A 21908-nucleotide genomic window follows, 5' to 3' on the forward strand; every position below is an offset into this window, starting at 1 on the left:
GCGGCGGAGGCGGAGCGGGCGCGGGGCTCGACGGCGGTGGGAAGAGACCACCAGGCCCGGGCCCTGGCCCCATGCCCGGCCCGCCAGGCATCATCGGCGGTAATCCGGCACCGCCCGGACCACCGGGTCCCATGCCGGGTCCGGGTCCCATGCCGGGTCCGGGTCCCATGCCGGGCCCGGGCGCCATGCCGGGCCCGGGCGCCATGCCGGGTCCGCCCGGGAAGACGAACAGCCACTGCCCTGCCCCGGGAGGCGGCGGGCCGCCAGGGTTGAACATGCCGTGATGGTGGCGCTGGTGATAGAGGTTGTAACCGCTAACCGCGGCGCCGGTGAAAAAGACGGCCGTCACGATGAAAACGATGCCGGCAACGATCACCACCCAGGCGGCGGTCCGGTAAAGCTTGCTCTGGGGTGCCGCAGCCGGAGGCGGCGGTGGCGGCGGTGGCGGCGGGGCGGGGACGGGCGGCGGAGCTTCGGGTGTTTCGGTCATACCCCGATCATGCGCCTTCGCGGCGGGTCGCCGCGCGACCAATTAGTGGCAGCACCAGAGCATGCAGACGATGAACAGGGCAGTCGCGGCGATGAAGACGATTCCTGCGATGATCGCGACCCAGGCCGCGACTTGGTAGAGCCGGTCGGGCGTTGTCGACGGTGGCGCGGCCGCAGGTGGCGGAGCCGGCCGTTGAGGTGTATCGCTCATGTCCCGCATCATGCCGCAGGCACGGCCCTACCTGCGAACCCGGCACAACGTCGGAACCCGGCGTCCCATTGTCGGGACGCCGGGTTGTGAAGTAATGACGTTGCGCTAGCGCGCCGGAGCAGAGGACGGGGCCACCGACGCCGGCGGCTGCCCGGGTCCGGGTGCGACGGCGCCGGGGCCACCGGGGCCGACTGGTCCACCGGGAGGGACTGCCCCGGGTCCACCACCGGGGCCACCGCCCGGCCCGCCGCCCGGTCCGCGATGGAACATCGAGTGGTGGTGGCCGTGATGATGGCCGTGGTGACCATGACCATGATGTCCGGCGATCCGGAAGCCGGCAAAGAAAATGGTCGTGACGATGAACAGGATGCCCGCGACGATCACGACCCATGCAGCGAGTCGATAAAGCCAATACGGCTTGTCCGGACGTGGCGTAGTTGTGGCCGTGGTCGGCGCGGTGCGTGCTTCAGGTGTTTCGCTCATGCTTCGCATCATGCGCGACCAACCGATAGTCCGAGCTAGGTACCAGCTATGTAAGAGCTATGAGTCATTCGGGCTTGAACGGGTTGACGGCGAACTGGATCACTCGATACGGGGCCCGGGCGCGCGGATCGCTGTTGTGCCATTGGCTTACAAACACCCGCAGTTCGTCGAGCGTCGACCCCGGGGAGATATAGCCGCCATACGGCTGGGCCAGCCGGTTGTCGTAGGGTGGCGGCAGGCTTTCGGCGGGATCGGGCCACTCGTCATGTTGCACCACCGTGGTCACCGGTGCGGTGCCCAGTGAGGTCGGTTCGTCGGCGACCCGAACTTCCATGTTTCCCGTGTTGGAGTTGAAATACGACAGCACGGCCTTTCCGTCGATCTGCTTGAAGCTCATCTCACCGACCATGTCCTGCCACAACGGTGTTGGCGGTTTGTTCCAACCGCCGTCAGGTCCCGATGCCCAACCTTGCCACCGGGAGCGGTCGGTGAAACTCTCCGGGGCAACCCGGTACAGCACCACCGGCAGGTTGCGTTGGAAACTGTCGGCGACGATGTACACCCAGCCGGTCGGCGAGTCAGCGGTCGGGATCGGATCGTAATAGCCGCTGATCTGTGACTGCCCGCCGCCCTGATAGGAAGCGTCTCGCACCGATCCTGTAACCGTCTGCCAATAGCCTTGCACCGGTTGGGCTTTCACTAACCGCGAACTTTGGGGCTCCAGTTCTTTGGTGGTGGCGACGAGCAGGTAGTTGTCGCGGTTGATCCGCACCACCCCGGCGGGCAGCTGCCCCGACCCGGGCGGCGGCGGGTCGGCCAGCAGCGGCTCCGACACGCCGGTGACCCCGGTGTAGCGCACCCCTTCCGGGTCGCCGACGGACGAGGTGTCCACGCGTAGCGCGATCGGCGTGAACCAGCCGCCGAATCCAACACCCTGGCCGGCGAAGCTGTCCCCGCAGACCTGCAGCACTTCGGTGGGGAACTCCATGAACTCGCACAGGTCGGTGGCGCCGATGCCGTAATCCCGGGTAGGCGTGCCGGTCCCGGCGGTGGGACCGATCCGGATCACCTCCCCCGGCATCAGCGGCTGTAGGATCGGCTCAGGCATCGGTGCGGGCGGATCCGCATTCGCAAACGAAACAGAGTGCAGCACAAGCAAAGACACCACCGCAAAAACCGTCAGAGATAAGCGCGCAACGCGAACGGCGTCGGGCGGCGGGATCACCCCCGGATCACAATTCGGCGGCCAGCAGCTCGGCGATCTGAATGGTGTTCAGGGCTGCGCCCTTGCGCAGATTGTCACTTGCGACGAAGAGCGCCAGCCCGCGCCCGTCCGGCGCGCCCGGATCTTCGCGGATCCGGCCCACCAGCGACTCGTCGGCCCCCGCGGCGGCCAACGGAGTCGGCACGTCGACCAGCTTGACGCCCGGCGCGCCGTCGAGAAGTTCGCGAGCACGTTGGGGTGAAAGCGGTTGTGCGAACTCGGCATTGATCGACAAGCTATGGCCGGTGAACACCGGAACCCGCACACAGGTGCCGCTGACCAGAAGGTCGGGAATACCCAGGATTTTGCGGCTTTCGTTGCGCAGCTTCTGGTCCTCGTCGGTCTCGCCGGAGTCGTCGCCGACCAGCGAGCCTGCCAACGGCAACACGTTGAAAGCGATTGGCGCAACGTAGGTCTTGGGCGGCGGGAATGCCAGCGCGCTGCCGTCGTGCACCAGCAGCTCGGCACCGTCGACCACCGCGCGAACCTGGTCGGCCAGCTCGGCCACCCCGGCCACCCCGCTGCCGGAGACGGCCTGATAGGTCGAGACCACCAGGCGCACCAGCTTGGCCTCGTCGTGCAGCACCTTGAGCACCGGCATGGCGGCCATCGTCGTGCAATTCGGGTTGGCAACAATGCCTTTCGGCCGCTTGCGCGCGTCGGCGAAGTTCACCTCGGAGACCACCAGCGGCACGTCGGGATCCTTGCGCCATGCCGAGGAGTTGTCGATCACCGTCACCCCGGCGGCGGCGAAGCGTGGCGCCTGCACCCGGGACATCGCCGCGCCGGCGGAGAACAGCGCGATGTCCAGCCCGACCGGGTCGGCGGTTTCGGCGTCCTCGACCTCGATCTCCTCGCCGCGGAATGACAGCTTGCGGCCCTGCGAACGCGCCGAGGCGAAGAACCGCACGCTGCTCGCCGGGAAGTCGCGCTCTTCGAGCAGGGTGCGCATCACCTGGCCCACTTGCCCGGTGGCACCCACTACGCCAATGGCAACCATCTAGCGCCCCGTCCCGGCGTAGACCGTCGCCTGCTCCTCGCCGCCGAGGCCGAACGCCTCATGCAGCGCGACGACCGCTTTGTCCAGCTCGGTGTCACGGCACAGCACCGAAATCCGGATTTCCGAGGTGGAGATCAGGTCGATGTTGACGCCGACACCGGCCAGCGTCTCGCAGAACGTGGCGGTGACGCCGGGATGGCTGCGCATGCCCGCCCCAATCAGCGACACCTTGCCGATGTGGTCGTCGTAGAGCACCTCGGTGAAGCCGATCTCGTCTTTGAGTGACACCAATTTCTCCACCGCGACGGGCCCGTTGTCGCGCGGGCAGGTGAAGGTGATGTCGGTCTTGCCGTCCTCCACCTTGGAAACGTTCTGCAACACCATGTCGATGTTGATGTCGGCGTCGGCGGCCGCCCGGAACACCTTGGCGGCGTAGCCGGGGATGTCGGGGATGCCGACGACGGTCACCTTGGCCTCGCTGCGGTCATGCGCGACGCCGGTCAGAATGGGGTCTTCCATGGGAATGTCCTTGATCGATCCGGTGACAAAAGTGCCCGACTTGTCCGAGTACGACGACCGGACGTGCACGGGAATGTTGTAGCGGCGGGCGTATTCGACACAGCGCAGCATCAGCACCTTGGCGCCGCAGGCGGCCATTTCGAGCATCTCCTCGAAGGTGACGGTCTGCAGCCGTCGGGCGTTGGACACGATGCGTGGGTCGGCGCTGAAGATGCCGTCCACGTCGGTATAGATCTCACAGACATCGGCGCCCAGCGCCGCTGCCAGCGCAATCGCGGTGGTGTCCGAGCCGCCGCGACCGAGCGTGGTGACATCTCTGGTGTCCTGGCTCACACCTTGGAAACCGGCGACCAAAACGATTTGGTCCTCATCGAGCGCGGATTGCAGCCGGGCCGGGGTGACGTCGATGATCTTGGCTTTGCCGTGCGCGCCGGTCGTGATGACGCCGGCCTGGGAGCCGGTGAAGGACCGGGCCTGGGATCCCAACGATTCGATTGCCATCGCCACCAGCGCATTGGAGATGCGCTCACCGGCGGTCAGCAGCATGTCCAGTTCCCGCGCTGGCGGCGCCGGGCATACCTGCTGGGCCAGGTCGAGCAGATCATCGGTGGTGTCGCCCATCGCCGAGACCACCACGACCACGTCGTTGCCCTGCTTTTTGGTTTCGACGATGCGCTCAGCAACCCGGCGGATGCTGTCGGCGTCGGCCACCGACGATCCGCCGTACTTCTGCACGACGAGCGCCACTTCCGTCCTTTCAGGTTCACGGGTTTTAGGTCGACAACAGAATACGTGGCTGCCCGACGACGGTGCGGGCCGTCCAATGCTCGAGGAGAAGCACGGGGTCAAGGTCGGCCATGTCGGTGTTCGAAACCGTTTTGGTGAGGGCAGTGAGCGCGGTAAAGTACACACCGTGCAGCGCGTGCTCCTCCTCGGACGCCGCGGCGGGGTCTGATCCAGACCGGCTTCCCGTCGCGGGTGTTCGCGATGCGCCGGTCGTAGCCTTTCGGCTCCCTCCCATCCCCCGGAGCGATCATCGTGACAACCTTTTCCTCCCCGGATCCGGCCGATTCGGCCGATGCCTTCAGGTCCGGTCGAACCATCACCACACCTGCGGGTGCGCCCAAATCCGCGCAGCCCGTCTGGAACACTCAGCGCGCCTCGGCGATGCCGATCGGTCGCTACCGTCCGTTCGCCGAGGAAGTCGAGCCCGTCGCGTTGGGCGACCGCACGTGGCCGGACCAGGTCATCCGTCGCGCCCCGATGTGGTGTGCGGTCGACCTACGGGACGGCAACCAGGCCCTGATCGACCCGATGAGCCCGGCGCGCAAACGCCGCATGTTCGAGCTGCTGGTGCGAATGGGTTACAAGGAGATCGAAGTCGGGTTCCCGTCGGCCAGCCAGACCGACTTCGATTTCGTTCGCGAGATCATCGAGCAGGGCCTCATCCCCGATGACGTGACCATTCAAGTTCTAACCCAATGCCGACCGGAGCTGATCGAGCGCACCTTCCAGGCTTGCGAGGGTGCTTCGCGGGCGATCGTGCACTTCTACAACTCCACGTCGATCCTGCAGCGCCGGGTGGTGTTCCGTGCCGACCGCGCGGCAGTGCAGGAGATCGCGGTGGCCGGAGCCCGCAAATGCGTGGAGGAAGCCGCCAAATATCCCGGTACGCAGTGGCGGTTCGAATACTCGCCGGAGTCCTACACCGGCACCGAACTGGAGTACGCCAAGCAGGTGTGCGACGCCGTCGGCGATGTCATCCAACCGACGCCGGCCAACCCGGTCATCTTCAATCTGCCGGCCACCGTGGAGATGGCCACCCCCAACATCTACGCCGACTCGATCGAGTGGATGAGCCGTAATCTGAAGCGCCGCGATTCGGTGATCTTGAGCCTGCATCCGCACAATGACCGCGGAACCGCTGTTGCCGCAGCCGAGTTGGGCTACCAGGCCGGCGCCGACCGGATCGAGGGCTGCCTGTTCGGCAATGGTGAGCGCACCGGCAATGTGTGCCTGGTGACGCTGGGTCTGAACCTGTTCAGCCGCGGGGTGGACCCGCAGATCGACTTCTCAGACATCGACGAGATCCGGCGCACCGTGGAGTACTGCAACCAGCTACCGGTGCACGAGCGGCACCCCTACGGGGGCGACTTGGTCTATACCGCATTCTCCGGCAGCCACCAGGACGCCATCAACAAGGGCCTGGACGCCATGAAGATCGCCGCCGACGAGGCCGACTCCGATGTCGACGACATGCTCTGGCAGGTGCCGTATCTGCCGATCGACCCGCGCGATGTCGGCCGCACCTACGAGGCGGTGATCCGAGTCAACTCGCAGTCCGGTAAGGGCGGGGTGGCCTACATCATGAAGGCCGACCACGGTCTGGCGCTGCCGCGCCGGCTGCAGATCGAGTTCAGCCAGGTGATCCAGCACATCACCGACGGCGAGGGCGGCGAAATCTCACCGAAAGAGATGTGGGACGCCTTCGCTGAGGAGTACCTCGCGCCGGTGCGACCGCTGGAGCCGATGAAGCACCGGGTCGACGCCGCCGACGAGGACAGCGGAACCACCAGCATCGTCGCGACCGTGAAGATCAACGGCACCGAGACCGAGATCAGCGGCGCCGGCAACGGCCCGCTGGCTGCGTTCGTCGACGCGCTGGGTCGGGCGGGGTTCGACGTGGCAGTGCTGGACTACTCCGAGCACGCCATGAGCGCCGGTGAGGAAGCGCAGGCGGCGGCCTACGTGGAGGCGGCGATCGGCGGCCGAACGGTGTGGGGCGTGGGCATCGCGCCGTCGATCACCACCGCGTCGCTGCGTGCCGTCGTCTCCGCGGTCAACCGGGCGGCTCGTTAGGCGCAATCAGAACCGCGCGGCGCCGATGCACGCCGCGCAGCGGCGTGAGGAGAAGCCGGGCAATCAGAACAACGCGGCGCCGATGCACGCCGCGCAGCGGCGTGAGGAGAAGCCGGGCAATCAGAACAACGCGAACTGTTCGCCGGCGTCGGCCGGCTCGGTGAAGTCCTCGACACCTGTGCCGCCGGCGACGGTGCCGACGGAATCCATGAACTGCGCGTCGGAAACCACCGGGACGCCCAGTTCGCGGGCCAGATAACCCTTGCCGTGTCCGGGCTGGGTTTCGTTGCAGACCACCAACGACGTGTCAAGGTCGACGGCGTCGCTATAAGCCAGCCCGGCATGCAGGATCCGCTCGACCAGTTCCTCGTGGGTGCGTCGGACCTCGGCCGCCAGCGCCACCCGCATGCCCTGCACCAGCGGACGGCCCCGCACATACGGGCCGGGGTTGAGATAGGGGCACGGCATCCGAGACGCCAGCATCTTCAGCGGTCGCAGCTCATCATGCGTGACCCGTCCGTTCGGCCACCGGCGACGAGTGACGGGGCGCACCGGTAGCCACACGTCGCGCTCACGCGCCCGCTGGAGGGCGGCGGCCAGCACACGAGTCAGCACCAGAGCGTCGTCGAACGCATCGTGCGGGCGTTCTTGCGCCACGCCCCAGTGCGCGGCCAGCGTCTGCAACCGCAGGTTGTCGGTCCCGAGCCCGAGCCGTCGCGCCAACTCGACCGTGCACATGACGGCGTCAACGGGCAGTTCGGCGTCGGCGATCTCGGCTTCCGCGGCAAGGAAGGCGTAGTCGAACGCGACATTGTGCGCGACCAGTGTGCGTCCGCGCAGCAGCTCGACGACATCAGCGGCGATGTCGGTGAACTGCGGCTGGTCTTCGAGCATCGCAGCGGTCAGCCCGTGCACATGCGTGGGTCCGGGATCGACACCGGGGTTCAGCAGGCTGACGACGGATTCCTCGATTCGGCCGTCTGCGTCGAGGGCCAGCGCCGCCAGGCTGATGATCCGGGCGTGACCTGGTCGAAAGCCCGAGGTCTCGACATCGATGACGGCCCAGCCCGCGCCGGCTTCACTGGCCGGCCGACCCCAAGCGATCCCCATAAGGGGAGGATGGCACGTCGGACCGACATCGTCGGTTCGCTACCGCTCGTGTCGTGGATTTAACGCCCGTCGTGCCGTCAATTTAAACTGCGCGGGTGATTACCGCCCGGGGACGCGTGGCCCTCGCCGCCGGGGCCGGTGCCCGGTGGGCATCGCGAGTGACCGGGCGCGGGGCGGGCGCGATGATCGGCGGCCTGGTGGCGATGACGCTTGACCGCTCGATATTGCGTCAGCTCGGGGTGGACCGGCGCACGGTCATCGTCACCGGGACCAACGGCAAGTCGACGACCACCCGGATGACCGCGGCCGCGCTGGGCAGCCTCGGGGCGGTGGCGACCAATGCCGAGGGCGCCAACATGGACGCCGGGCTGGTGGCTGCGCTGGCTGCCGGCCGTGATGCCGAGCTGGCCGCGCTGGAAGTCGACGAGATGCACGTCCCGCACGTCTTAGATGCAGTAGGCGCGGTCGTCATCATCTTGCTCAACCTGTCCCGCGACCAACTGGACCGGGTCGGCGAGATCAACGTGATCGAACGCACGCTACGGGCCGGGCTGGCCCGGCACCCCAAAACCGTGGTCGTCGCCAACTGCGATGACGTGCTGATGGCCTCGGCCGCCTACGACAGTGCCGACGTCGTGTGGGTGGCGGCAGGCGCCGGCTGGTCGGCCGACTCGGTGAGTTGCCCGCGCAGCGGCGAGGTGATCGTCCGCGACAAGGATCATTGGTATTCCACCGGTGCGGACTTCCGGCGGCCCAGCCCGCACTGGTGGTTCGACGACGAGCGGCTCTACGGGCCGAACGGGCTGGCGCTGCCAATGCGGCTGGCGTTGCCGGGGTCGGTGAACCGCGGTAACGCGGCCCAGGCGGTGGCAGCCGCCGTGGCGGTGGGCGTCGATCCGGCGGCAGCGTTGGCGGCGGTCGCCACGGTCGATGAGGTCGCCGGCCGGTATCGCACCGTCCGCGTGGGCGAACACACCATACGGATCCTGCTGGCCAAGAACCCGGCTGGCTGGCAGGAGGCGCTGTCGATGGTCGACAAGCACGCCGCGGGGGTGGTCATCGCGGTCAACGGGCAGGTGCCCGACGGCGAGGACCTGTCGTGGCTGTGGGATGTGCGGTTTGAGCATTTCGAAGACACAACGGTGGTGGCCGCCGGTGAACGCGGCACCGACCTTGCCGTTCGGTTGGGATATGCAGGGGTGCAGCACACCCTGGTGCATGACATGCTGGCGGCCATCGCGTCGTGCCCGCCGGGGGCGGTGGAGGTCGTCGCCAACTACACGGCTTTCCTGCAGTTGCACCGGGCGTTGGAGCGCTCGCGATGACGGTGCGGATCGGGCTGGTGCTGCCCGACGTGATGGGCACCTACGGCGACGGCGGCAACGCGGTGGTGCTGCGGCAGCGGCTGCTATTGCGGGGCATCGCGGCAGAGATCGTCGAGATCACATTGGCCGACCCGGTGCCCGAGTCGCTGGACCTCTACACGCTGGGCGGGGCCGAGGACTACGCGCAGCGGCTGGCCACCCGCCATCTGGTCAAGCATCCGGGGCTGCAGCGTGCGGCGGCCCGGGGCGCGCCGGTGTTGGCGATCTGCGCCGCCATTCAGGTGCTGGGTCAGTGGTACGAAACGTCGGCAGGCGAACGGGTCGACGGGGTGGGTCTGCTGGATGCGACCACGTCGCCGCAGCGCGAGCGCACCATCGGCGAGGTGGTCAGCGCCCCGCTGCTGGACGGGTTGGCCGCGCCGTTGACCGGTTTCGAGAACCACCGTGGCGGGACAGTGCTCGGGTCGGCCGCAAAACCGTTGGGCGCTGTGAAGAAGGGTGCCGGCAACCGCGCCGGTGACGGCGTAGACGGCGCGGTGCAGGGCAGCGTGATCGCCACCTACATGCACGGCCCATGTCTGGCCCGCAATCCTGAGCTGGGCGATTGGCTGTTGACGCGGGTGGTCGGTGAGCTCGCACCGCTGGAACTGCCGGAGGTGGAGTTACTGCGCCGCGAGCGGCTGCGAGCCTGAATCGATATGCCCCACTGAATTGTGCGTTGGGCGCCACTGGAGCACTCTGGATTCGAGCCGAGTCCCATTCGCGTCGGTTGTGATCGAGGTGCCGGCACTGTGCGGGACGGCTAGACCAGAGCCGGAGGGGATACGATGTTGCCACTCAACGTAATTCCGGGTGCCGTCGATGCGTCGGCAGCCACCGAGACAGCGATCAGCGCGCAATCGGCCGCCGCCTCCGCGGCGGGTGCGGCCGCGCTCACCGGCGTGATGCCGATGGCCGCGGATGTGGATTCGGCCGAATTCGCCACAGCTTTGAACGCGACCGGCGTCGCTTACCTTGCGACCGCGGCCGAGCATGTCGGCCAGCGAGCGGCATTCGCCGGATCGCAGGCCCTGGCTTCGGGCACATACACCGCCACCGAAGCGGTCCGCGCGGCCAATTTGGCCTAGCGAAGCGACCCGTGCCCGACCCGAGGTGGTCTGGTCCACCAGAGGTGATCGCCGCTACCTTCGAGGCCGGCTCGCCGGCGTCGGTGATCACCAGCAACGCGGCATGGACAGCCGAAACCGCCTGCCACGAGACGGCTATGGGCCTCTCGGCGGCTAACACCGCGGCGACCGCGGCGTCCTGGCAAGGGATGGGCGGGGTTGCCTCGACGGCGGCGGTGCTCGGACTCAACGCGGCGCTACAGACGTTGGCGGTATGGACGATGGAAAAGATCGCGCTGACGCAAGCCGCCGTGGACGCATTCATCGTTGCCAGTTCATCGGTCGTTCCGTCCCAGGTATGTCAGTTGAATCGTGACGAGTGGATGACCGCCAACGCCACCAACTTCTTCGGCATACGCACACCGGAAATCGTGGGCCTGGACAGCGAATACTTCGGCGAACACTGGCCGCACAACTCAAGTGTCGGTTGGGCGTATTCCGCTGCGCTGAGCACGCTTTGCGCCGCATTGGCGGTGCCGCCGCCAATTGCGCTCGCGGCAGCATCACCAGCCGGGCCGGCAGCGGCGGGCGAGGCCGTCGCCGAAGCAGCCGCGCAAACCGGCATCAATGACGCGCTGCAGCTTTCCAACCGGACTGCGCAGGCCGCGGGTCAGACGACGTCGGCGCCCGCCGCTACGTCCAGCCCGCTCAGTGCATTTATCGAACCCTTGCAGCAAGGGGTATCGGGCGCAATCCAGCCATTGACGGCGTCAGCCCAGGCACCGATGCACGGGCTGCAGGGCTTGACGGGCATGCCGCAAGCCTTGCTGCAGTCGGTCGGCGGCATGTTTACGCCGGCCGGGTTATCAGATGGGGCGACGATGTCCGGCGCAGAGCCGGCACTCCGCGGTGGCGATAGCTCCGGTCGGCTTAGTGCCGGAACCCCCAGTGGTGCAAGCGGTATCGGCGGATATCCGGGAGCCGGGCTCACCAGCTACACTCGCCCGCCCAGCAGCTTCGACCCGCCGGCCGGCGGGCGACCCACCGGTCTGCGGGGCGAGCTGTTCGGCGCTGCCGAACACCGCAGTCCGACCACATCGCCGACGGCCGGCGGTCCGATGGCGATGACACCGACCGGTCCGCCCGCCCGCGGAGGCAGTGATGCGGACAAGCGAGCGGTGGCTCGTGCACGCGTCGCCGTCGACGGCGACCCGGTGCACAACGGATAGTGCGTGATAAGTGCCAGCGCATCGTGGGTTTGCTGTCTCCATCAATAGCGCTTGTAGCACATACCAAGTAGCGATACTTAATGTTTGCTGTCGAGTGAAGTGACAACCTGCGAACCGCGCCTACACTGCTAGCCAAACCCTCCGCTCGGGGGAGAGAAATCAAGGAGCAGGCATGTCAAACGCGACCGTTGTGACACCGGAATTGCTGCGGACTACCCAGCAGGCCATCGAATCGGCCCTGCAGTACGCAACCGCCGTGGCCAACGACTACCTGAGCACCCACGAAAACGTGATCGGCGTGGCCACCTGGCACGGCCAGGCTGGTAGCACGTCACTGGCCACCGCCGGGCAAATCAATCACGACCTCCAGCAGACGGTAACCGGCGGCCAACGCCTGGCTCATGGGCTCGGCCGCGCGGCGGCACTGATGGAAAACCACGAAGCCGATGCGTCCCATGGATTTACCGGCTTATTTGGTGCAGCGAGCTAGCAGAAGTCAAGCAGAAGGGCTCACGGATATGTCAGACCAAATCACCTACAACTACGGGGCAGTCACCGGTTTTGCTTCCGACGTCGCCTCGCGGGCGGCTCAGCTGATGGAAATTCACGACGACATTGCCCACCGCACTCAGGCGTTGGCCGACTTCTTCCAGGGCACCGGCGCCACTGCTTTCTTCGACGCCCAACGACAGATGCTGCATGGCCTGGAGGGCCTGATCCAAACCGTCAGCCAACACGGACACGTCGTCAACAACACGGCCGAAAGCGCTCAAGCCACCGATCAGGCCATCAGCCAGGCGTTCATCTAGCTTGGCCGCCCGATTGCGTTGGGGGACAGTTGTTAACCACCACGGTAGATGGTTTGTGGGTTCTCCAGGTGCTCACTGGCATCGAGGTCATCGCACCTGAACTGGGTCTTCGGCCGCACCTGCCGAGCGTCGAATCCAGGCAACTGGCGCTGGCACATCCGATTGCCGACGAACTGCGGGCGCACGGCGTCATCAACGATTCGGGTGTAGTAGACGACACGGTGGTGGAATGGCTGACCGTGCTGTCGCGTCGCGACATGGCGCTGCTCGTGCAACTCCGGCCACCGGCCAGCCTCGAATCGGCGCGAGTTCTGCTGGCCAGATACGCCCGGTGGTGGGTGGTGATGAAACGCTCGGCCAGCGGTATCCGGATTCACGGCGCTGGAACCGACAGCAATGCAGCCACAGCCGCGACACTGATCAGTGCTTACATTGAGCGAGTGTGCGGGTGCCAGCCCGCGGCGCCGCTGCGACCGGTCACCTTCGACACCGCGGCCATGCGGGCCGAAGCGACCAATCCGGGTGGGCTGCGGCGGTTCTTGGCCGGACAACACCTCGATGCCGATCAGCAGCGGCTGCTGAAGTGGGCCGGCGACTCGACCCGATCAGCCCAAGCCTCGATCGTCGCAATCCGGGCGGCCGATACCGCCCAGCTCACGCGGGCGCACGTCGACGAACGTGCCGTGACAATCATCGACACCCCGGAAGGTCGACTGCTGGCCGAGCATGTCGCCTCTGCCGGCAAGAGCTGGCTGGTCGTCGGGCCGGCGACGCCGCCCGCTATCGAATCAGCGGTCAAGGGCATGCTGCAACATCTGCCCCTGAGGGAAGGGTGGTACTCCCATCGAAAAGTTGTGTGACGAAAACTGTTGCGAGGTTCAGGATTCGGTTTCGGGCAGACTGCGCATTTCCGACATGGTCGCACCACGGAAAATCCCATCGTCAGCTGGATGGCGAAAGTTCGTCTACAGTGCGTCGTTTCATGCTGTGAATTTGGGTGGATCTTCGGCCGAGCGACATCACCGTGAGTTGCAGGCACGGATCCGGCGCCACATCCGCAAGCAGTACGTGATCGGCGTGGTTTCGGGCAAAGGGGGCGTCGGCAAGACCACCATGACGGCCTGTATCGGCGCGGTGTTTCGCGAATGCCGGCCCGAAAATGTGGTCGCCGTGGACGCCGCGCCCGGTTTCGGGACACTGGCCGGCCGAATCGACGAAGCACCGCCCGGCGATTACGCCGATGTCCTGAACGACACGGATGTCCAAGGTTATGCCGACATTCGCGAGCACCTGGGGCAGAACAGCGTCGGCTTGGACGTGCTGGCAGGAAACCGCGGATCCGGCCGACCGCGGCCGTTAGCCCCGTCGATGTTCACCGGGGTACTGTCCCGGCTGCGACGCACCCACAACGTCATCGTGGTCGACACGTCGGATGATCTCGAGCACCCGGTGATGAAGGCCGTCTTCGACGCCTGCGACACACTCGCGTTCATATCCGGGCTGACGGTGGATACCTCGCTGCCGGTGTCGCGTTCGATAGACCTGTTGCGGTCGATGGGTTATCACGAGCTGGTATCCCGCGGTGTGATCGTGCTCAACGACAGTCGCGACAAATATGATCCGCAGTCCCAGCGCTACCTCACCGAGCGATTCGCTCAATCCGGCGCCGACGTTGAATTCATGCCCTACGACCCGCATCTCGCGGAAGGCGGAATCATCGACACGCAGCATGAGCTGAAAAAGAAGACACGACTGCGCCTCTACGAAATCGCAGCCACTCTGGCGGATAAGTACATTCCAGAAGCAGACCGGACGCATTGATGGCCAGCGTCTCGCTTCCGGCGCGCTGCGCCGTCGCAGTGGTCTGCGGCAAGCACCTGATCTCGCAGATATACCCGGCGTCGGTGCCCATCGAAGTCTTCATCGACGACGTTGTCGAGTTGGTCGGCGACGAACTCAAACGCCGTGGCTTGACCGGACTTACGGCCGGCGTCGGCTATGAACTGCACAAGGTCAACGGCGTGCGGCTCGATATCAGCAAGACCCTCGATGAACTCGGCGTCGAAGACGGCACCACCCTGGTGCTGACCCCGGCCACAAGCGGCGATTCCTTTGAGCCCCAGTACGAGTCACTGTCGACCGGGTTGGCGCGGATCGGCAAGAAGTTGTTCGAGCCGGTCACGGCCGACACCGCGGCGCACACTGCGCTGGCCATCGTGGCGATGATCGCCGCGACGGCGTTGGCGCTGGCGCTGCGGGTCCGCGCCCGCACCGACTCGCTGGCACCCAGCATTGTCACCGGAGCATTCGGCGTGCTGGCCGCCGCCGGGCTGGCAGCGGTGTGGTTGCGGTGGCCACATCGGGGCGACCTGGCGGATGGATTCAGCTGGATCGCGGTGCCGATGCTGGCCGGCGGCGTTGCCGGGGCCGCGCCCGGACAGCTGGGATCCGCCCACGTGTTCATCGCGGTCCTCGGTGTGGCCCTGCTGAGTTGGGCAGTGTGCGTGGCAACGCAACGTCGTATCGCCGCGGCGGCGGCCATCGTCACGTTGGGTGGTGTGGCCGGGGCTCTGGCCGCGGCCAGGATGTGGCGACCGGTTCCGGCGCAGTGGCTGGGCATGTGCGCCCTGATCGCATTGCTGGTGGTGTTAACGGCCGCCCCGACGACCGCCCTGTGGGCCGCACGGATCCGGCCGCCACACTTCGGGTCGATCACCGGCCGTGACCTGTTTCGTCGACGTGACGGACTGCCGGTGGACACCGTGTCGCCGGTGGATGCCGAGGATGAGGCGAACCTGGATACCACGCCGCGCGGAAAGCAGATCGCCGCGGCTGCGGTACGCGCCAACGGTGTGCTCACCGGCATCTGTGTAGCCGCCGCGCTGGCACTTCCCGCCGGCGTTTGGGCCACCCTGATGCCCGGACAATCCCATAGCCCGGCTGCAGCCACGTTGGCCGGGCTGTTCGTGCTGATTTTCATCAGCCGCGGAAGGGCATTCACCGACAAACGGCAAGCCGTGGCGCTGGTGTGCGGGGCGGCCGCGGCGGCATGTGCGGGCGTGGTGAAATTTGTTCTGCACCAGCCGGCCGCATCGGCCGACCCAATGCTGTGGGGCGTGCTGGTCCTGGCCGGGTTTGGCGGCGCCGGCCTGGCGGCCGCCCTGCTGGTCCCGATCACCAAGTTCACGCCGCTGGTGCGGATGCTCACCGAATGGCTCGAATTGGCGGCGATTGCCGCAGCCTTGCCGCTGGCCGCGTGGATCGGCGGGTTGTTCACCTGGGTACGCATGCGATGACGCCGGGCAGCATCTCCACGACCGCGATCGCACTTTTCGTAGCGCTATCGGCCAGCGTGCCGCTGGCCCATGCGATTCCGCCACCGAGCGTCGACCCCGCCCGCGTGCCAGCGGATGGCAGGCCAGAGCCGGAACAGCCGATGCGGCAGCGCAATGTCTGCGCGCGGACGACGACGGTTGCCGACCCGAACGTGGCGGCCACCGTGCCCGGGTTCACCATGCTCAACGTCAGCACAGCCTGGCAGTACTCGACTGGCAATGGGGTACCGGTGGCGGTGATCGACACCGGGATCAATCCGACCGCCCGATTGCCCGTCACCGCCGGCGGTGACTACATCATGGCCGGCGACGGATTGACCGACTGCGACGCACACGGAACCATCGTCGCGTCGGTAATTGCTGCTGCACCTCAGGGGATTCCGATGCCCGCCCCGATGCCGGCCGCCCCGGCATTTCCGGCGCCGGCAGGCTTGCCGCCCGTCAGCGCTGGGGCGCCGCCGATATCTGATCAACCGGATGACCCGGAGCAGGCGCCGAACCCGCCGCCAGACGCAGCCGACGGCGTGGTCGGGGTTGCCCCGCACGCGGTGGTCATCTCCATCCGCCAGTCATCGCGGGCCTATGAGCCGATCAACCCGCTACCGGGCGACGCCGAGGCGCACAAGAAGGCCGGCACCGTCGCCACCCTGGCGAAGGCGATCGTCCACGCGGCCGACATGGGCGCCAAGGTGATCAACATCAGCGTGACGTCGTGCGTGTCGGCGGCCGACCCGCTGGACCAGAGCGCCGTCGGAGCCGCGGTTTGGTATGCCGCCACCGTGAAAGACGCGGTCATCGTCGCCGCCGCGGGCAACGAGGGGGAGGATTCCTGCGCCCAGAACCCGTTCTTTGATCCGCTGGATCCTTCCGATCCGCGTGACTGGCATCAAGTCAAGACGGTGTCGTCGCCGTCCTGCTTCGCCGACTACGTCCTCTCGGTGGGTGCAGTCGACAACACCGGTGTCCCCATCGGCAAAAGCCTTGCCGGGCCGTGGGTGGGCGCGGCGGCACCGGGTGTGGGGATCATGGGGCTCTCACCGCAAACCGGCGCTGCGGTCAACGCTTATCCACCGATCCGCGCGGGAGAGCAGACCATGCCGTTCTGGGGAACGAGTTTCTCGGCCGCTTACGCCAGCGGCGTCGCCGCTCTGGTGCGGGCAAAGTATCCGGAGCTCTCCGCCCACCAGGTCATCAACCGCATCCTACAAACAGCACACAATCCGCCGCATGGGGTCGACAATCAGGTGGGTCACGGCGTGGTGGATCCCGTCGCAGCCCTGACCTTCGACGTTCCTCCGGGAGAACGTGTTTCACCTGCCACGCAGAGCCGGGTGGTGATACCGGCTGCACCGCCGGCAGCACCGGATTACCGGGCGCGCACCATGGCATTGGTATTCGCGGGGATCGTCGTCGCCGCGGTAGCGGTCGCATCAATCGTCGGGCGAGCCCGGCGGGCGCGATGAACGCGACCAGCAGGCAGGCAATCATCACCGGCGTTCTGCTCACCGGCCTCCTTGGCTGGTCTTTCGACGGATATATCGGCGCCGCAACAGGGTTGACGTTCGGAGTCGTTGCGGCCGTGATCCCGTGGCGACGCCGGACGTTGTGGTCATGGCTGGCGTTATGGATGCGACGTGGCCGGCCCCTGGCCTGGAACGAGCCCGTGACGGTGGTCAACGACGGGGCCGGAGGCGGCGTTCGCTACCAGGGCGGTGTTGCGGTGGCCGCGCTCCAACTGCTCGGTGCCGCGCACACGCCGACATTGTTCACCGGCTCGGCGTCGACGCATACCGCGAATGTGCTGAACGTCATGGCCCTGCATCCGTTGATGCGGCAAAGCCTGGGCCTGACGATCGATTCGTTGAGTGTGATCAGTTCGGGTGCCAGACGACGCAGCACCGGCGACTATTCGCGGCTCTACGACACTCTGATCGGCGCCGTGCCCTACGCCGGGCGGCGAGAAACATGGGTCATCGTGCGGGTCGCGGGTCGGGATAACGCCCAGGGATTGCAATGGCGGACCTCGATCGGCACCGCGACGCTGGCGGCCGCGCAGCGGATCGGTAGTTCTCTGCGCCAGCAGGGGATTCGCACCAGGGTGGCCACAGTCACCGACATCCTCGAGCTGGAGCGACGGCTGGGCCGATCGGCGCTGGACGCTCATGAACAGCGCTGGAACTCGGTGCGAAGCGACATCGGTTCGCTGACGACCTACTGGTATCTGCCGCGCGACATCACCGCCGACAACTTGGCGAAAGGTTGGACGGTGCGCTCTGACGCAATCATCCAGAACGTCACGCTGTTCAACGATGGCACTGCCACTGCCGCCACCACAGTCTGCGATGCGCAGCCGCCGTCCGCCCCACCGAGCGTGTTGTTGCAGACGTTGCCGGGCGCACAGCTGCCAGCCGTCGCCGCCAATCTCTGCGGTCCGACGCCGCCGGTCGGCGGTATGCGCCGTGGCGCACTGGCCGGTCGGCTCGTTGTGCCGATCGGACCGTCCGGTGTGCTCCTCGGCAAGGACGGGGCCGGCAACCGGTTCGCGCTCCCCCTCGACGACCCCGGCGAATTCAGCCGCGTGCATATCGCCGCAGACGACGATGTGGCGAAACGAATTGTTGTTCGGATGGCCGGGGCCGGCGAACGCATTACGGTCCACAGTCGGAACACGCAGCGCTGGGCCAGTGTTCGCATGCCCAACATTGCGGTGATCGACCAGCCAAGACCCGCCGCAGGCACCACGGTCAGCGTCGTGGACGACACCATTGCGCCGGCGCCGCGGCCGAACACACTGGTCTCCGTCGGCGAACCAGGTGAGCCTTACCGGGGATCCGCCGACGTTCTGATCATCCAGACCGGTCCGGCGACCGCGGAAGTACATGCCGCCGGGCGCGTGCACACCATCGAGGTCGAGTTGTTTCGCGCGGAGAATCGCTATGTGGCTTCCTGTCCCGCCAGGCTGACCGCGGCCGGACTCGCACCGGTGGACTAGCTGATGGCCGGCAGCACGTCGATCGTCGCCGCGCGTAAGCGGTTCGATCAGGCGATGGTGGTATTCGACTCAGACCTCGTCGCCGCGCAGGCGCGGTTCCGGGAGGCAACGGAGATCGACCCGTCGATGGCCGACGCCTGGCTGGGCCGGATCGCCACCGGCGACAAGGCGTTGTCGACGCTGCGGAAGCTGTATGCCTGCGGCGGCCGACTGCGCCGGGAAACCAACCGGCTCGGCGTGCAGTTGTCTGCGCCCATCAAAGCGGGGCCGTACCTGTCCATCGCGGTGACCGAGTCGTCACATGCCGGTCTGGCACTGGCCAGCGCACTCATCGACGACGGCGCATACCAGAAAGCCGCTGCGCTGCTCGATGATTCGACTCTGCTGGACAGCTGGGAGAATCACCAATGGCAGCACTACATCCGCGCCTACCTGATGTTCGTCACCCAGCGCTGGCCCGACCTGATCTCGGTCGCCGCCACCACCCTGCCGCCGCAGGCCATCATTATGCCGGCGGTCAGCGCGGCGACCGCTACGCTGGCCGCCTACGCGGCGGCCCATCTCGGGCAGGCACTGGTTTCTTTGGGCTGGACTGACCGAGTGGAGCTGGGCGCCGGGCCCACCGAGCTGACCGAGCACCGCCGCGCCCAGAGTGACAGCCCGGTCGCCACGATCGACCCCGGCGAATTTCCGCTGATCGCCGCCGATCTGGCCTATGTACGCGGAATGGCACACCGCTTGCTCGGTGAGCAGGACAACGCACAGATCTGGTTGTCCAGAGCGACCATCAATGGTGCGCTGACCGCGGCAGCGAAACAGGCGTTGGCCGACCCGGACCTGCAGCTGGCGATCACCGACGAGAAGACCATCGATACCCGCACCGACAAATGGGACGTCACCACTGCGCGGTCCGGCCAGCAGCGTCGGGACGAAGAAAGCAAAGAGCGGCGCCGGGAACTGCTGGCCGAAGGTCGTGCGCTGCTCAACAACCAGGTCGGTCTGGCCGAAGTGAAGCGTGTGGTCGCCGAGCTCGAGGACCAGATCGAGGTCCGCGCACTAAGGCTGGCCGCCGGGCTGCCGGTGACCAGCCAGACCAACCACGTCTTGTTGGTCGGACCGCCCGGCACCGGCAAGACCACAACCGCAGCGGCGCTGGGAAAGATCTATGCAGGCCTGGGCATTGTGCGGCACCCCGAAATCGTCGAAGTCAAACGGGCGGACTTCTGCGGCGAATACATCGGAGCGTCAGGGCCTAAGACCAACGAGCTCATCAACCGCTCGCTGGGCCGCATCCTGTTCATGGACGAGTTCTATTCGCTGGTGGAACGCCACCACGACGGCCGGCCGGACATGATCGGGATGGAAGCGGTCAATCAGTTGCTGGTTGCGCTGGAGGTGCACAGGTTCGACTTCTGCTTCATCGGGGCCGGCTACGAGAAAGAAGTCGACGAATTCCTCACCGTCAACCCGGGTTTAGCCGGTCGGTTCAATCGCAAGCTGCGCTTCGCCTCGTATACAGCCGAAGAGCTGGTCGAGATCGCGGTGCGTTACGGGCAGCCGCGGGCCACCGTCATGGATCCTGCTGCGCGCGACGCATTGACCGGCGGGTGCACAACCCTGCGGGCCTATCTGGCACCGGATGGCAACCACGGCATCGACGTCATGCAGAACGGTCGCTTTGCCCGCAATGTGATCGAACGCGCTGAGCGACTGCGAGATTCGCGAGTGGCCGCCCAGCACCGTGCTGCCAGGGGATCGGTGACTGTCGACGACCTCGAGACGTTACGTACCCAGGACGTGACCAGAGCGGTAATCGACGCATGCGCCGAAAAGCACGTGCCCGTCGAGCTCTGAACATCGGCCGTGCAGCTGTACTGCTCAACGCACTACACGAATCGAAACACCGCGATCCGGCCGGCCAGAGCTTCGAATTCGTCAGGCGTGCCGTCTCGCACCATTCCGGAGCGCTTCGCGAATGCCACGCCGACGGGCACCTCGACTGGGAACGCCCGCAGCACCGGACGCGCCTGTTCGGCGGTCAATTCGACGATCCTAACCGCACGTGACTTGCGTCCGCGGCGCAGCGTGCCGGCGCCCGCCGCGCGGGCATTGGCGGCCCAATCCGCACCGGGGTAACCGGCTACGACGTAGAGACCACCATGAAATTCGAACGGTGTCATCGGGGTGCTGCGCGGTTGACCGGACTTGCGGCCCGGCACCGTCAAGACCATGGCCGGCCCGGTCGGTATGCCGAGCTTCTGCACGGCCATCATCACCTTGTTCATCGGCTTGAGGTAGCGCGGCGGACGCGGATCAGACATGTCTTGCCTCCTTGGCTAATTGGTGAACGCATCGCGGTGCTGGGCGGCCCACTGGGCAAACGTGACGGCCGGCCGGCCCACGATCTTCTCCACCTCGTGGGTGACCAGCGCCGGTTTGTCCAGCGTCTCGGCGAGCATCGCCATATAGGCATCGGCGAATTGAGCGCCCAGACCGATGGCAACGAAGCGCTGCCGCACTACCTCCGGCAGCACTTCCAGATACCTCAGCTCACGGCCCAACACCGCGCCGATGATGCGCACCAACTCGGTATCGGTGAGTGCTTGCGGCCCGGTCAGGGCAATCTTGCGCCCGTCGAGTTCATCGCTGAGCAGCGCCCGGACTGCGACTGCGGCGATGTCGCTGTCGGCGATCGGCGCAGTCGACGCCGCCGCGCAAGGACCCCCGACGACATCGCCGGCCCGGATCTGTGCCGCCCACATCCCGATGAAGTTCGAGGCGAACACCGATGGCCGTAAGCTCACCCAGCCCAAGCCGGATTCGACGGCGAACTGCTCGACTTCGGCGTTGCGGTCGCCGCGACAACGCGACGGTTGCCGCGAGAAGTCGTCATCGGCGTTGAGCGACGACAGCGCGACGAGTTTGGCAACCCCGCTGCGCGCGGCCAGTGCTACCACTTCGGCAAGCTGATCACCCAACGCACGCGAGTTGAGAAACACCGCCGAGGCGCCGGCCAGCGCATCGATGGCCGAGCCGACCACCTCGACACCGGCGGGAAATCCCGCGGTGTCAGAAGAACGGGTGACCGCCCGCACCTGCGCACCCTCGGCGGCCAGTTCCGTAACAAGGGGACGGCCGACGTTACCGGTGGCTCCGGTGACCACGATCGTCATGATG

The 21908-nt window shown here is 66.6% G+C and carries 21 protein-coding genes and 1 pseudogene; 13 read left to right on the forward strand and 9 right to left on the reverse strand.

The features are described 5' to 3' along the window. The 6 genes from AC5Y5W_RS12720 to AC5Y5W_RS12745 all read right to left on the reverse strand — a co-directional run. A partial coding sequence (locus AC5Y5W_RS12720; RefSeq protein ID WP_500012771.1) for a hypothetical protein occupies positions 1-490 on the reverse strand: 490 nt, incomplete at its 3' end. Between the two features lie 42 nt (positions 491-532). After that, the gene (locus AC5Y5W_RS12725; protein ID WP_500012773.1) at positions 533-700 is read right to left on the reverse strand and encodes a hypothetical protein; all 168 of its coding nucleotides are present in this window, start codon (positions 698-700) and stop codon (positions 533-535) included. Positions 701-805: 105 nt separating this feature from the next. Further along, positions 806-1183: a hypothetical protein gene (locus AC5Y5W_RS12730; RefSeq protein ID WP_500012775.1), complete on the reverse strand. Its 378-nt coding sequence runs from the start codon at positions 1181-1183 to the stop codon at positions 806-808. 64 nt (positions 1184-1247) lie between these two features. Further along, positions 1248-2291 carry a DUF4185 domain-containing protein gene (locus AC5Y5W_RS12735; protein WP_500012777.1) on the reverse strand — a complete coding sequence of 348 codons (1044 nt, stop codon included), beginning with the start codon at positions 2289-2291 and terminating at the stop codon, positions 1248-1250. 124 nt (positions 2292-2415) lie between these two features. Beyond that, a complete protein-coding gene (locus tag AC5Y5W_RS12740) occupies positions 2416-3447 on the reverse strand; it encodes an aspartate-semialdehyde dehydrogenase (protein WP_500012779.1) in 1032 nt (343 codons plus the stop codon). Continuing rightward, on the reverse strand, positions 3448-4713 hold the full coding sequence (locus AC5Y5W_RS12745) for an aspartate kinase (protein ID WP_500012780.1): 1266 nt from the start codon (positions 4711-4713) through the stop codon (positions 3448-3450). Between the two features lie 291 nt (positions 4714-5004). Here AC5Y5W_RS12745 and leuA point away from each other — a divergent pair, with 291 nt between their 5' ends. Continuing rightward, positions 5005-6825, forward strand: a complete 1821-nt coding sequence (leuA, locus tag AC5Y5W_RS12750) for a 2-isopropylmalate synthase (protein ID WP_500012781.1) — start codon at positions 5005-5007, stop codon at positions 6823-6825. Between the two features lie 120 nt (positions 6826-6945). Here the strand turns inward: leuA and AC5Y5W_RS12755 are convergent, their stop codons facing one another. Beyond that, the gene (locus tag AC5Y5W_RS12755; protein WP_500012782.1) at positions 6946-7935 is read right to left on the reverse strand and encodes a DEDDh family exonuclease; all 990 of its coding nucleotides are present in this window, start codon (positions 7933-7935) and stop codon (positions 6946-6948) included. Positions 7936-8030: 95 nt separating this feature from the next. Here AC5Y5W_RS12755 and AC5Y5W_RS12760 point away from each other — a divergent pair, with 95 nt between their 5' ends. From AC5Y5W_RS12760 to eccA, 12 genes and pseudogenes are all read left to right on the forward strand, one after another. Next, positions 8031-9260: a Mur ligase family protein gene (locus AC5Y5W_RS12760; RefSeq protein ID WP_500012783.1), complete on the forward strand. Its 1230-nt coding sequence runs from the start codon at positions 8031-8033 to the stop codon at positions 9258-9260. Beyond that, complete coding sequence (locus AC5Y5W_RS12765; RefSeq protein WP_500012785.1) at positions 9257-9952, forward strand: type 1 glutamine amidotransferase; 696 nt, start codon at positions 9257-9259, stop codon at positions 9950-9952. The genes AC5Y5W_RS12760 and AC5Y5W_RS12765 overlap by 4 nt, the downstream gene beginning before the upstream one ends. Before the next feature lie 138 nt (positions 9953-10090). Then, entirely contained in the window at positions 10091-10387 is a 297-nt protein-coding gene (locus tag AC5Y5W_RS12770) for a PE domain-containing protein (protein ID WP_500012868.1), read from the forward strand. 11 nt (positions 10388-10398) lie between these two features. Then, positions 10399-11595 carry a PPE domain-containing protein gene (locus AC5Y5W_RS12775; RefSeq protein WP_500012786.1) on the forward strand — a complete coding sequence of 399 codons (1197 nt, stop codon included), beginning with the start codon at positions 10399-10401 and terminating at the stop codon, positions 11593-11595. A gap of 172 nt (positions 11596-11767) precedes the next feature. Continuing rightward, the gene (locus tag AC5Y5W_RS12780; protein ID WP_500012787.1) at positions 11768-12085 is read left to right on the forward strand and encodes a WXG100 family type VII secretion target; all 318 of its coding nucleotides are present in this window, start codon (positions 11768-11770) and stop codon (positions 12083-12085) included. A gap of 28 nt (positions 12086-12113) precedes the next feature. Continuing rightward, a complete protein-coding gene (locus AC5Y5W_RS12785) occupies positions 12114-12404 on the forward strand; it encodes a WXG100 family type VII secretion target (protein WP_500022326.1) in 291 nt (96 codons plus the stop codon). 53 nt (positions 12405-12457) lie between these two features. Next, positions 12458-13264: an ESX secretion-associated protein EspG gene (locus AC5Y5W_RS12790; protein ID WP_500022327.1), complete on the forward strand. Its 807-nt coding sequence runs from the start codon at positions 12458-12460 to the stop codon at positions 13262-13264. A 19-nt stretch (positions 13265-13283) separates the two neighbouring features. Continuing rightward, a pseudogene (locus AC5Y5W_RS12795) lies at positions 13284-14225 on the forward strand (MinD/ParA family ATP-binding protein); the annotation flags it as partial. Then, on the forward strand, positions 14225-15700 hold the full coding sequence (gene eccD / locus AC5Y5W_RS12800; protein WP_500022328.1) for a type VII secretion integral membrane protein EccD: 1476 nt from the start codon (positions 14225-14227) through the stop codon (positions 15698-15700). The pseudogene AC5Y5W_RS12795 and the gene eccD, both read left to right, overlap by 1 nt. Continuing rightward, entirely contained in the window at positions 15697-17202 is a 1506-nt protein-coding gene (locus AC5Y5W_RS12805) for a S8 family serine peptidase (RefSeq protein ID WP_500022329.1), read from the forward strand. The genes eccD and AC5Y5W_RS12805 overlap by 4 nt, the downstream gene beginning before the upstream one ends. After that, a complete protein-coding gene (gene eccE / locus AC5Y5W_RS12810; protein WP_500022330.1) occupies positions 17199-18731 on the forward strand; it encodes a type VII secretion protein EccE in 1533 nt (510 codons plus the stop codon). The genes AC5Y5W_RS12805 and eccE overlap by 4 nt, the downstream gene beginning before the upstream one ends. 3 nt (positions 18732-18734) lie before the next feature. Further along, entirely contained in the window at positions 18735-20585 is a 1851-nt protein-coding gene (gene eccA / locus AC5Y5W_RS12815; RefSeq protein ID WP_500022331.1) for a type VII secretion AAA-ATPase EccA, read from the forward strand. Between the two features lie 32 nt (positions 20586-20617). On the opposite strand, the gene AC5Y5W_RS12820 is transcribed toward eccA, so the two are convergent. Both AC5Y5W_RS12820 and AC5Y5W_RS12825 read right to left on the reverse strand, forming a co-directional pair. Next, a complete protein-coding gene (locus tag AC5Y5W_RS12820) occupies positions 20618-21052 on the reverse strand; it encodes a nitroreductase family deazaflavin-dependent oxidoreductase (RefSeq protein WP_500022332.1) in 435 nt (144 codons plus the stop codon). A gap of 15 nt (positions 21053-21067) precedes the next feature. After that, entirely contained in the window at positions 21068-21904 is an 837-nt protein-coding gene (locus AC5Y5W_RS12825; RefSeq protein ID WP_500022333.1) for an NmrA family NAD(P)-binding protein, read from the reverse strand. Positions 21905-21908: the final 4 nt, after the last annotated feature.

This window comes from Mycobacterium sp. NGS51 (assembly GCF_059812525.1).